The sequence below is a fragment of the Cupriavidus basilensis genome (genome assembly GCF_029335485.1).
Taxonomy (GTDB): Bacteria; Pseudomonadota; Gammaproteobacteria; order Burkholderiales; family Burkholderiaceae; genus Cupriavidus; species Cupriavidus basilensis_E.
Window position 1 is genome coordinate 1 of sequence record NZ_JARJLM010000216.1, and the last position, 12,463, is coordinate 12,463.

At 64.3% G+C, this 12,463-nt stretch carries 9 protein-coding genes; 7 read left to right on the forward strand and 2 right to left on the reverse strand.

Features of this window, described 5'->3' with window-relative positions:
- Window positions 1-2: 2 nt before the first annotated feature.
- Window positions 3-587, reverse strand: a complete 585-nt coding sequence (locus tag P3W85_RS12690; RefSeq protein WP_276265034.1) for a DUF746 domain-containing protein — start codon at window positions 585-587, stop codon at window positions 3-5.
- 275 nt (window positions 588-862) lie between these two features.
- Window positions 863-2,362: an efflux transporter outer membrane subunit gene (locus P3W85_RS12695; RefSeq protein ID WP_276265035.1), complete on the reverse strand. Its 1,500-nt coding sequence runs from the start codon at window positions 2,360-2,362 to the stop codon at window positions 863-865.
- 203 nt (window positions 2,363-2,565) lie between these two features.
- Here P3W85_RS12695 and P3W85_RS12700 point away from each other — a divergent pair, with 203 nt between their 5' ends.
- From P3W85_RS12700 to capB, 7 genes are all read left to right on the forward strand, one after another.
- On the forward strand, window positions 2,566-3,789 hold the full coding sequence (locus tag P3W85_RS12700; protein WP_276265036.1) for an efflux RND transporter periplasmic adaptor subunit: 1,224 nt from the start codon (window positions 2,566-2,568) through the stop codon (window positions 3,787-3,789).
- Window positions 3,790-3,871: 82 nt separating this feature from the next.
- The gene (locus tag P3W85_RS12705; RefSeq protein WP_276265037.1) at window positions 3,872-7,048 is read left to right on the forward strand and encodes an efflux RND transporter permease subunit; all 3,177 of its coding nucleotides are present in this window, start codon (window positions 3,872-3,874) and stop codon (window positions 7,046-7,048) included.
- Between the two features lie 278 nt (window positions 7,049-7,326).
- Window positions 7,327-8,628 (forward strand): 4-aminobutyrate--2-oxoglutarate transaminase, encoded by a 1,302-nt coding sequence (gabT, locus tag P3W85_RS12710; RefSeq protein WP_276265038.1) that lies wholly within the window; start codon window positions 7,327-7,329, stop codon window positions 8,626-8,628.
- 40 nt (window positions 8,629-8,668) lie between these two features.
- On the forward strand, window positions 8,669-9,022 hold the full coding sequence (locus P3W85_RS12715) for a DUF3870 domain-containing protein (protein ID WP_017227815.1): 354 nt from the start codon (window positions 8,669-8,671) through the stop codon (window positions 9,020-9,022).
- A 251-nt stretch (window positions 9,023-9,273) separates the two neighbouring features.
- Window positions 9,274-10,218 carry a glutarate dioxygenase GlaH gene (gene glaH / locus P3W85_RS12720; protein WP_017227816.1) on the forward strand — a complete coding sequence of 315 codons (945 nt, stop codon included), beginning with the start codon at window positions 9,274-9,276 and terminating at the stop codon, window positions 10,216-10,218.
- 9 nt (window positions 10,219-10,227) lie between these two features.
- Complete coding sequence (locus P3W85_RS12725) at window positions 10,228-10,554, forward strand: hypothetical protein (protein ID WP_276265039.1); 327 nt, start codon at window positions 10,228-10,230, stop codon at window positions 10,552-10,554.
- Between the two features lie 66 nt (window positions 10,555-10,620).
- Window positions 10,621-12,459 carry a caprolactamase subunit beta gene (capB, locus tag P3W85_RS12730; protein WP_276265040.1) on the forward strand — a complete coding sequence of 613 codons (1,839 nt, stop codon included), beginning with the start codon at window positions 10,621-10,623 and terminating at the stop codon, window positions 12,457-12,459.
- Window positions 12,460-12,463: the final 4 nt, after the last annotated feature.

The following is a 12,463-nucleotide window of genomic DNA, read 5'->3' on the forward strand; positions in this document are numbered from 1 at the left end:
CCTCAGGCAGAATGCGCGGCCCGCTCGCACAGCGGGCACACGCGCATCAGCAATGGCCCGTCGTCCGCCTGACTCAAGGACGGGCTATCGCTCCCGACCAGGGTGCATCGGCATCCGAACGCGGCCTTCGCGGGCGCATCGCGCACGCTGGCGGGCACCACCGCATACCGCACCCCCAACTGCACCCGGCTCTCCCAGCTACCCTCCGGGTCAAGCGCCAGCAGCCACAGCCGGATCTGAAGCGACCAGTGCGCCACGGTTTCCGGCTGGATCTCCAGCTTCCGCCCGACTTCCGCCGCGGAAGCCGGCAGCGAAATCAGCGTGAAGAATGCGCGGAGCTTGTCCTCCGGCCGCAGCCGGGCCATCGGCGTGCCAGTCAGGCGATTGAACCGCCGGTTGCAGCCATGGCAATGAAACTGCGGGAGTCTGCTGTGATCCAGCCCGTCACACGTCGCGCCCCGCGCATCGCAGCGGGGACAGCGCGGCGGGCGATGGCTCGCCGAATGCAGCTTGCGCCATGCCGAAAGCAGGAACGCCGCCAGGTCCGCATCCCCCGCATCGCCAGGACCCAGGGGCCGGACGTGCATCAGGGCGGTGGCTCTGCGAGGATCGGCCGGATAGGGAACGTCAAATGAAGTTCCGGGCGCGGCCGTAGCGCTCCCGCCCGCCTGGATCGGCTGTCTTGGTGAAGATGGATTCATCGTTTAGCAGGAAAAAGCCAGTTCGGCAGTGCCAGGGGGTCATGGCTTTGCGACATGGCTGCTGGTACGCCATCGCTGCCACCGGTTCGATGCGGGGGTCTGGGATACGTCTTGGAATAGTGTCTCTGCGCTGCCTGGTACCCGATATCCGGTACCGGCCGTCAGTTGGAAGACTTCGCTCCGGCGTCGGCTACGGCTATGTCGGCCGGCCGGTTCCACCAGCCGCCGCCCAGCGCCTGGAACAGCGCCGCGGTATCGGCGTAGCGGTTGGCGCGCGCCTGGATGGCGGCCTGCACCGAGGTCTGGTAGGCCTGCTCGGCATTGAGCACGGCCAATACGTTGACCTGGCCGACCGCCAATTGCTTGCCGGTGATATCGAGCGTGGTTTTTGCCGCCTGCTCCGATTTCTGGGCGGCCTTCAGTACGTCGGCGTCGGCATTGAGCGCGTGCAGGCTGTCTGCCACGTTCTGGAAGGCATTGATGACGACGCCCCGGTACTGCGCCTCGGCTTGCTCGACACCGGCGTCGGCTGCTCTCTTGCGTGCCAGCAGCGTACCGCCGTCGAAGAAGGTCTGCGCGACGTTGCCGGCCAGGCTCCAGAAGATATTGCCGGCGCTGAACATCTGGCTGAATACCGTGGCGGTGCCGCCCTTGGCGCCGGAGAGGGTCAGTTGCGGCAGCATGTTGGCGATCGCCACGCCGACCTGGGCGGTGGCCGCATGGAGCTGCTCCTCGGCCGCGCGCACATCGGGGCGCTGGCGTACCAGTTCGGAGGGCAGCGAGACGGGCAATTCCTGCGGCAAGGTGAAATCGGCGAGCGTAAAAGTCTCCGCAATTCCCTCGCTTGGCAACTTGCCCGCGAGCGCCGCCAGCAGGTCGCGCTGCAACGCCAGTTGCTTCTGCAGCCCCGGCAGCGCCTGCTCGGCCAGCGCCAGTTGCGTCTGCGCCGCGGCTACATCCAGCCCCATCACGAAGCCAAGCTTGAACTGCTTTTGCAGGTTGTCGAACAGGCGGGTATTGATTTCGACGATGCGCTGCTGGGCGTCGATCTGTGCACGCAGCGACGCTTCCTGGATCGCCGCCACCGCGATGCTGGAGGCGAGCGTCAGATAGGTGGCTTCCACCTGGAAGCGCTGGGCATGTTCCAGCGCGCGCAGCGATTCCACCTGGCGCCGGTTGAGGCCGAACACGTCGGGGGCATAGCTGATCGTGAGCTGCGCGGTGTGAAGATTGAATATCTCCGCGCCCGAGGTAAGCGTCGGGGAGATCGTTCCCACCGCGTTGCGCTGGCGGCTGGGGGAATAGGAACCCTGCAGCGTGGGGAAGAATGCGCCTTGCTGCGCACGCACCTGCTGGTGCGCCTGCTTCAGCGCCGCCTGCGCGGCGGCCACGGTGGGGCTGGCCTTGAGCGCCGCTTCGATAACCTGGTTCAGCTTGGCCGACTGGAACACCTGCCACCACTGCTCCGGGATCTTCATGCCGGTCACGAAGCGCTGCGCCTCGCCGGCCTGCGTTGGCGCGGATGCCGTCTGCGCCGGCAGCGGCTGCGGCGTGTAGCCGTCTACGGCGGGTGCGGCAGGCGTCTTGAAATCGGGGCCAACGGCACAGGCCGACGCAAGAGCGCAAGCCCCGAGCGCCGCGGCAATGGCGCGAAAAGGCATGCCATGCGGGGGGGTGCCATGCGGAACCGCATTCACTTTGTGGCCGGAGGTCGGCATCGTTGCGCCCAATTTCTGTTTGCCATGGATTTTTGGCGATTCTATGCGTGAACAAACGCCGCGCGCACTGTGATTGATGACAGTAGACTGCGCGCCTGCCCAGTTCCATCATGCGCACAAATTCATGCAAATTCCGGGGTCCTGTCGTGCGTATCGATGCCAAATCCGCCGCTATCGGCGGCGCTGCCGCAGCCATTGCCGTGGTCGGATTGATGTTCGGCTTCTCGGCTCGCACGCAGCCCACGTCCCTTTATGGCCCGCAACCGGAACAGGGCAATGCCGGCGGCGGCCGCGCGCAGGTGGCGCCTGCCGTGCGCGGCGAGGAGGCCGTGACCCTGCTCCCGACCCAGTTGCAGCACATCAAGGTGGCGCCGGTGGAGGATAGGGAGTTCGCCAACCAGCGCGAAGCGATCGGCAATATCGATTTCAACCAGGACCGCTCGGTCCAGGTATTCACCGCCTACCAGGGCAAGATCCGCAACGTGTTCGTCAAGGTCGGCGACGACGTCGAGAAGGGCAGGGCCCTGTTCGAGATCGATAGTCCGGATCTGGTGCAGGCCGAATCCACGCTGATTTCCGCCGCCGGCACGCGCAAGCTGACCACCAGGGTGCTGGAGCGCGCCAGGCAATTGTTCGAGATCCAGGGTATCGCCCAGAAGGACCTGGACCAGGCCGTGTCCGACCAGCAGGCAGCCGAGGCCGCCTACAAGGCCGCGCGCGATGCCGTGACGATCTTCGGCAAGCGGCCGGCCGAGATGGACCGCATTGTCGAGGAGCGGAAGATCGATTCGATCCTGACGGTAACCAGCCCGATTGCCGGACGGGTTACAGCGCGCAATGCGCAGCCCGGGCTGCTGGCCCAACCGGGCAGCGCACCGGCACCGGTCACCGTGTCTGACGTCTCCACCATGTGGATGCAGGCCTTCGTGCCGGAAACGGAGAGCCCGCTGCTGCATGTGGGCCAGCCGGTCCAGATGAAAGCCATGGCGTTCCCGGGCCGTGTCTTCGCCGGCACCGTCGCCACCATTGGCGCCACGGTCGACGCCAACACCCACCGCATGATGGTGCGCTCCGAGATCAGGGATCCCAAGCATGAGCTGCGGCCAGGCATGTTCGCCTCGTTCGAGATCCGCACCGGCGACGCGATCCGCTCGCCGGCCATCGCGGCCGACGGGGTCGTGCGCGAAGGCGACGGCAGCATGACGGCCTGGGTCACCACCGACCGCAAGCGCTTCGTCCGGCGCACGGTCACGCTGGGGCAGCAGCAGGATGGCTGGGTCCAGATCGTCGACGGGCTCAAGCCGGGCGAATTGACGGCCAATGAAGGCGCTCTGTTCCTGAGCAACGCCGCCGCGCTCGCCCGCCAATAAGGCCGGCCTACCCCGCAAAAAGGCGATCACAAGCGATCACAAGCGATCCATCGAAGATCAAAGAAATACGAAGAGGTAGACCGTGCTAAGGGCCATTCTCCGGTTGTCGCTGACCCGCCGACCGCTCATCCTGCTGTTTCTCCTGGTCTTCGTTGGGGCGGGCCTGTTCGCCTTCTCCAGGCTCAATATCGAGGCATATCCGAACCCGGCGCCGGTGATCCTGGAAATCACCGCGCAGGCGCCCGGCCTGTCAGCCGAGGAGATGGAGCGCTACTACACGGTGCCGATGGAAGTTGGCCTGGCGGCCACGCCTGGCGTCGAAAGCATCCGCTCGACGTCGTTCTACGGCCTGTCCTTCGTACGCGTGACCTTCAAGTACGGGATCGACTATTACTTCGGCTACACGCAGGCCGCGCTCAGCCTGCAGCAGAACGTCAGCCTGCCAAACAATGTGCAGCCGCAGATCCAGGCCTCCAGCCTGGTGGGGGAAATCTATCGCTACCAGCTCAAGGGGCCGCCGCACTTCGGCCTGACCAACCTGCGCACGCTGCAGGACTGGGTGCTGCAGCGGCGCCTGAAGACCGTGCCGGGCGTAATGCAGGTGGTGAGCTGGGGCGGCACCACCAAGGAATACGACGTCGAGGCCGACCTGCACAAGCTGGAGACCTATAACATCACGCTGCCGCAGATGGTCACGGCTCTCGGCAACGCCAACATCAACGTCGGCGGGCGCACCATCAACCTTGGCCAGCAGTCGGTCAATATCCGCGGGGTCGGCCTGATCGAGAACGTCAAGGACATCGGCAGCATCGTCCTGACGCAGAACAACGGCGTACCGGTGCAGGTCAAGGACGTGGCCAAGGTCAAGATCGGCTTCACGCCGCGCCTGGGCAAATCCGGACGCGACAACGAAGACGACGTGGTCACCGCCATCGTGGTGATGAACCGGACCTTGCAGACCAATGAGGTGGTGGCGCGCGTCAAGGCCGAGATCGACAAGATCAACAGCGACGGCACCCTGCCCGCCGGCGTCAAGGTCGAACCTTACTACGACCGGTCCACGCTGGTCTCGGTCACCACCCACACGGTCCTGCACAGCCTGCTGTTCGGCTGCCTGCTGGTGTTCTTTATCCAGTGGATCTTCCTGGGTGACCTGCGCAGCGCGATCATCGTCAGCGTCAACATACCGTTCGCGCTGTTCTTCAGCATCATGATCCTGGTGCTGGTCGGGGAATCGGCCAACCTGCTATCGGTCGGGGCGGTCGACTTCGGGATCATCGTGGACTCCTCGGTGATCCTGGTGGAGAACGTGTTCCGGAACTTCCAGATGCCGCTGGCGGAGCAGGCGCGCCTGCTGGCGAGCCGCGATGCGCGGATACTGGGGATGCGCGTGCCGGATCGCCTGCGCATGATCTTTGTCAGTGCGCTGCAGGTGGACAAGGCGGTGTTCTTCTCGGCCGCCATCACGGTGGCTGCCTTCGTGCCGCTGTTCACCATGCAGGGCGTGGAGGGGCAGATTTTCGGGCCGATGGCGCGCACCTACGGGTACGCCCTGCTGGGCGCGCTGATCGCCACCTTTACCATTACGCCGGTACTGTGCACCTATCTGCTCCCCAAGCATATCGAGGAGAAGGAAACCTGGCTGGTGCGCGGCCTGCACCGGCTCTATGCGCCGGCCTTGAAGTGGTCGCTGTCCAACAAGCGGGTCTCGGTCACCATCGGCGCCCTGGTGCTGGTCCTCACCGGCCTGCTGATGACCCGCCTGGGCACGGAGTTCCTGCCGTCGCTGGAGGAGGGCAATCTGTGGATCCGCGCCACCATGCCGCCGACGACTTCGCTGGAAGCCGGCATTCCGCCGGTGGCCAGGATGCGGCAGATCCTGCTGCGCCATCCCGAGGTGGCCACGGTGGTATCCCAGCACGGCCGGCCCGATGACGGCAGCGATGCGGCCGGCTTCTTCAATGCCGAATTCTTCGTGCCGCTCAAGCCGTTCGACCAATGGCCGGCCGGGATGACCAAGGACAGGCTGGTGGCGGAGGTCCAGAAGGAGTTCTCGGACGAGTTCACCGGCATCACGCTGAATTTTTCGCAGTACATCCAGGACAATGTCGAGGAAGGCTTGTCCGGGGTCAAGGGCGCGAACTCGGTCAAGATCGTCGGGCGTGACCTGGGAACGCTGGAGACGCTGGCCGACCAGGTCCTGCGCGAGATGGGCCAGGTCAAGGGCGTGACCGATCTCGGCGTGTTCCGCGTACTCGGCCAGCCCAATCTCAATATCCGCGTCAACCGCGAAGCCGCCGCGCGCTACGGGCTCAACACCGGGGACGTCAATACCGTGGTGCAGGCAGCGCTGGGCGGCACACAGGCCACCACGGTGCTGGAGGGCGACCGCCAGTTCGCGCTGACGGTGCGGCTGGCGCCGGAATACCGCGGCAATATCGAGGCTGTGCGCAATATCAAGGTGGCCTACCAGGCCGCGAACGGCAGCAATGCCTATATACCGCTGAGCGCATTGGCCGATATCACCCTCGATACCGGGGCGTCCTACATCTACCATGAGCGCAACCAGCGCTTCATCCCGGTCAAGTTCAGCGTACGCGGCCGCGACCTGGGCAGCACCGTGGCCGAGGCGCAGGAGCGCATCGCGAAAGCCGTCAAGCTGCCGGAGGGTTACCACATCGAGTGGGCCGGCGAATTCGAGGAACTGGAGCAGGCGAAGAAGCGGCTGGAACTGATCGTGCCGGTCAGCATCCTGATGATCATCGTGCTGCTGTACGGCTTGTTCAATTCGCTGCGCGACAGCCTGATGGCGCTGGCAGGCATACCGTTCGCCATCGCGGGCGGGGTGGCGGCGCTGTTCCTCACCGGGCTGGACTTCAGCATCTCGGCGGCGATCGGCTTCATCTCCCTGTTTGGCGTGTCGGTGATGGACGGGATCCTGATGATCTCGTACTACAACGACCTGCGCGGCCAGCAGGGCTTCAAGTCGACGGAGGCGATGTTCCACGCCGCCCAGCAGCGGATGCGGCCCATGCTGATGACGGCGCTGTCCGCATGCATCGGCTTGTTCCCGGCGGCGATCTCCACCGGCATCGGCAGCCAGGTGCAGCGCCCGCTGGCCACCGTGGTGGTGGGCGGCATGCTGGTGGGGCCGCTGATGCTGCTGGTGATCGTGCCGGCACTGCGGATGGTGTTCCTGGGCAAGGAACCGGATCCAGGTGACACCGCCACCGTGGCGGAAAACGACGCGCCGCATTGATCGATCTGGCCGGCGATCGCGGCATGCCGCGGTCCACGGCGATTTCCGGCCGGATCCCTGGGGGCCTGCCGCTCCCGGATCGGCGCGGCACGTACCCTCCCCTGTCCACGTAGACCCCGCCACGGGCCGGCAGCCTCGGCCTTGCGCCGGGAGCATCGACCGGGTGTATGGCTTCCGGCTGCACTACAGTGCCGCCGCCCAGCGCCGCGGCGTGTATATGGCGCCGGGTGCGCCCCGACTCTAGACTCTGTCACGCAGATACACGATCAGGACAGAGAATGAAAGCCACAACCAATAGCGAACTTGCGGCACGGCGCACGCAAGTCATTCCACGCGCCATCGGCAATGCCCACGCCATATTCTGTGAATCGGCCGAGAACTCGGAGATCTGGGACGTCGAGGGCCGCCGCTATATCGACTTCTGTTCCGGCATCGCCGTCCTCAATACCGGGCACCGTCATCCGCGCATCATGCAAGCCATTGCCGAGCAGGCCGGTCGCTTCGCCCACACCTGCTTTCAGGTGGTCGGTTACGAATCCTATATCGCGCTTGCGGAACGCCTGTGCAAGCTGGCTCCCGGCCCGCATCCAAAGAAGGCGTTCTTCATGACCACCGGCGCGGAAGCGGTCGAGAACGCCGTCAAGATTGCGCGCGCCTACACCAATCGCCCAGGCATCATTGCATTCCATGGCGCCTTCCATGGCCGCACCATGTTCGCGTTGGCAATGACGGGGAAGGTCGCGCCCTACAAGATCGGCTTCGATCCGTTGCCCGGCGAGGTCTATCACGCGGCATATCCTTCCGAGACGGACAATATCAGCGTGGAGGATGCCATTCGAAGCATCGAGGCAATTTTCAGGCATCAGGCCGATCCTTCACGCATCGCGGCAATCTTCGTCGAGCCGGTACAGGGGGAAGGCGGCTACATTCCCGCGCCCAAGGCGTTTCTTCTCCGCCTGCGCGAGCTTTGCGATGCACATGGAATCCTGCTGGTAGCGGATGAGATCCAGTCTGGCATCGCCCGGACCGGGAAGATGTTCGCGCTCGAACATGCCGGCGTGGTGCCGGACCTGATGACCCTGGCCAAAGGGCTCGGGGGCGGCATGACGCTTTCCGCGGTGTTGGGCCGTGCCGATGTTCTCGACGCCGTGCCGCCTGGCGGGCTTGGCAGTACCTATGCTGGTCATCCCATGGCCTGCGTAGCCGCGCTGGCGGTACTCGACGCGATCGAAGAGGAGCGCTTGTGCGAGCGCAGCGCCGACCTTGGCGATCGCATGCGCGCGGCGCTGTGGCGTCTGAAGGAAACCGTGCCGCAGATCGCGGATGTGCGCGGCCTTGGTGCCATGACCGGATTCGCACTGTGCCATGGCGGCGACGCCGGACGGCCGGCGCCGGGGCTGGCCAGCAGGCTGAAAGCCGAGGCCGCGGAGCGGGGACTGCTGCTGCTGACCTGTGGCCCGCATGGCAATGTGGTGCGCATCATGACCCCCCTGACCATCTCCGATGCGCTGCTGGACGAGGGGCTTGGCATCATCGCGGACATCCTGACGGAGTGCGCCGCCAGCCCGGACTGGCAATAGGCCGCGCCGGCAGCCTTCGAAATGCCGTTGGCAACGTTCCATGACAAAGCCCCTCACCTTGCTGATCGCCGGCCATGCGCGTCTCCCGCAGGGCATGCCCGCGAAACAGGTATTCGATTCGTTGACGATCACGGTCGAGATCGACGCTCGCTATGCCGTGGTCATCGATGCATCCTGCACGCTTGTCACCGAGCACGGCAGGCGTTTCATTCGCGATCTGCTGCGAGGCCGTAGTCTCCGCGACGGCATTGGCGAGATGACCGGATTGATCCAGCAATGCTATGTAGGCCGAGCCAGCCCGGCGCTGGCGGCGGCGCTAAAGGACCTGCATCAGCAATACGAGAAGCTGCAGCCTGGCAGGGAGCCGAGACCGCTCGCGCCAAATCCGCTATAGCGACGCCCTGCCGCTCCACCGCCGTCACCCGCGGCGCGGCGTAACCCAGGTGCGATGCGCCCTGGCGTCATCCCACCCGCACCTTGCTCCGCGCAGATTTGCCCCTGTGGCAGCAGCAAGGGCCTGAAAATCGAGATCTGCTGTGAGCTGCCAAACGATGCGGCATCGCTTCGTCGGGTTGTGACATCATGTCGCGGGGGACTGTTCACCCTTCTCATCCAGCGCACACGACACACGTTTTGGACAAGCCAATGGATATCACGACAGTCTCCGCCTCCCCACGCAAGCACCACCTCGCCAATGGCGCAGGATTCCGCGTGCTCGCCCACCCGCATCATTCGCGCCTGCATCACATCGTGCTGGACGACAACGTGCTCGCGGCATTCTTTGGGGCATGCAAGCATGTCAACAGCCAGAATCTCGAGTATGTGCCGACCATGCGCTTCATTCTGGCCAGGGAACTGGAGGCACGCCTGGGTATCGCATTCAGGCAGTCTTTGCGCGCCATCCTGCACGATCGCAATGCCGGCGGCTTCACTGTCGGCGTGCAAGGCACGACGGTGGATGCCGATGACTACGTCAAGTTCGGTACCGCCATCAGCCACCTGATCGGCCCCGGCAATCATGATGCGATGTCCGGCACCTACTATGCGCGCTTTCTGGTGAAGGATACGGACAACAGCGATTCCTATCTGCGGCAGGCCTATCGCCTGTTCACGCTGCACACCGATGGGACCTTCGTGGATGAGGCCACGGATTGGCTGCTGATGATGAAGTTCTCCGAACGGAATGCCAGCGGGGGCGAGTCACGACTGCTGCATCTGGACGACTGGGAAGCGTTGCAATCATTCAGCGAGCATTCGCTGGGGTCCTATCCGTTCACCTACAAGTCCCCACCCAGCAAGAACGTGGCGCAGTTTGTCAAGCGGCCCACGTTCTTCAAGGTCAACAACCAACCCTGCATCTGCTACATCGATCAGTTCGTCTGCCCGGAAACCATCGAGCATGCCGCCTGGCTGCAGAGCCTGTCGGACTCCATGGAGGCGTCCGCCGGTACCTCGGCCATCCCCCTGCCGGTCGGCGACCTGATCATGCTGAACAACCAGTTCTGGCTCCACGGCCGCGCGCCCTTTGCGCGGCATCCGGATCTGCACCGCGAACTGATGCGGCAACGCGGGAAATTCTCGGAAATATAGCGCGGCCGGATGGGGGCCGCTGGTCCTCACGCGCGCACAAGGCACCGTTATGACATCCTGCTGGCCGATGACGAGATCATCTGCGGGTTCGGCAAGACCGTTGCGTTGCGCAACATCGAACGCATGGAAAGCCGCGGTTTCGTCGCGCATGCGGCAGCCGTTGGCGAGATGTTTCAGGCCCGGCTGCGGGTATTCGCCGACCACCCGCTGATCGGAGAGGCACGTGGAGTTGGACTGATTGGCGCGCTGGAACCGGTGGCGAGCAAGGCTACGCGCGAAAGCTTCCCGCCGGGCGTGGCGCGCCCGCCTTGCCAGCACGGCAAACTGTGTGGGTGAGACGACCATCACAGTGCTAGCGATGACGCGTCCCGCTGTACGTTGTTGCGCCTGGACGGCATCTCTATGATGGATCCAGGCCAGCGGGAACCCCCGGATTTCGTCCCCGCAAGGCCACAACAAAAAGACAAGGAGACAGCAATGGCCCGAGACGTCGATCCAATCACGTTGGCGGTGGTGCGCGGTGTGCTGGAGACGACCCAGCGCGAGATGACCTTGACGCTGGAAAAAACCGCGCGATCCAGTGTGTTCAATGTTGCCCATGACTACAGCAATGCCATATTCAATCATCGCCCGGAGATGATCCTGCAGGGGCAGGATATTCCGATTCACCTCGGCGGCCTGATACCCGCCATGAAAGAGGTGGCACGCTACTTTGGCGATGATCTGCACGATGGCGATGTCATCTATCACAACGATCCCGCCTACAAGGGCAGCCATATCGTCGACTGCTGCATGTACAAGCCGGTGTTTTTTCGCGGCGAGCTGGCGTTCTGGACGGTGTGCAAGGGGCACGTCACGGATATCGGCGGGCCGGTCCCCGCTGGCTACAACCCGGATGCCAAGGAGATCTACGCCGAAGGGCTGCGCATCCCTCCGGTCAAACTGTGGGACAAGAGCGTGGAACGCTACGACGTCATCAACTTCATGCTGACGAACATGCGTTCCCGCCGCGACCAGGAGGGTGACCTGAAGGCTCAGCTCGGGGCCGTCAACGTGGGCGCCCGCAACCTGATCGCGCTGCTCGAGAAATACGGCGTCCAGACAGTTCGCGACTGTATCGATGCGCTCATGGACATGGCAGACCATCACATGCGGCAGATCATTCGCGAGGTGCCGGACGGCACCTACGAAAGCGCCGCGATTCTCGAGGACTCCGGACATGGTTATGGCGAGATCGAGATCCGGGCAAGCGTGACCATCGAAGGGGACACCTGCCACATCGCCATAGCGAGTCCACGGCAGATCCCGTACTTTATCAATTCCTACGAGGGCAACTCCATCTCGGGCGTCTACCTCGGCCTGATGATGTTCGCCCAGCTCGACCCACCCTATAACGAGGGACTCTACCGCTGCGTCAGCGTCGATCTGGGCCCCAAGGGGACCCTGTGCAATGCGCAGGAACCGGCCCCCCACGTGAATTGCACCACGACACCGATGGAAACCCTGGCCGACGCGGTGCGCCTGGCGTTCGAGAAGGCAAGGCCCGGGCGCGCGGTCGGTTCATGGGGACATTCGAGCGGTGTCAACATTGCGGGGCGCGACCAGCGCAATAGCGAGGAATACGTCACGATGGTGCTGGCCTCTCTGGTGTCGGGCGCCGGCGCGACCGGCTATATGGACGGCTGGCACGCCTGCGGTCCGCAATCCTGCTTCGGGGCCTTGTACTCCGGCGACATCGAAACACTGGAATACGCCTACCCGATCATCATCCACAAGTATGGCCTGATAACGGATAGCGCGGGTGCCGGCCAGTATCGGGGCGGCTGCGGGACGGTGTGGGAAGTCGAGCCGATTGGCCACGAGATGACCGTCGTGAGTTTTGGCGAAGGGCGCAAGCGGCCGGCAATCGGCGCAAACGGCGCGAGCGTCGCCATTGCCGCAAGCAAGCTGGGCAGGGTTGAACTGTGGCGCAACGGCAAGGTGATCGAGAGCCATCAGGAAAACGGCGTGCTGAAGGTGAAGGACGGCTTCCGCCTCGCCACCTACAACCCCGGCGGAGGCGGCTGGGGATCTCCCTTCCTGCGCGACCCAGCGATGGTGGTCACGGACATCCGCAACGGCATCGTGTCCATCGCTGCGGCAAGAGCCGAGTACGGCGTGGTAGTGAACGCGACGGACCTGACGGTCGACCATGCCGCTACCAAGGCGGTGCGTGCCGATCGCGAACAGCAAGGGCAATAGGGGA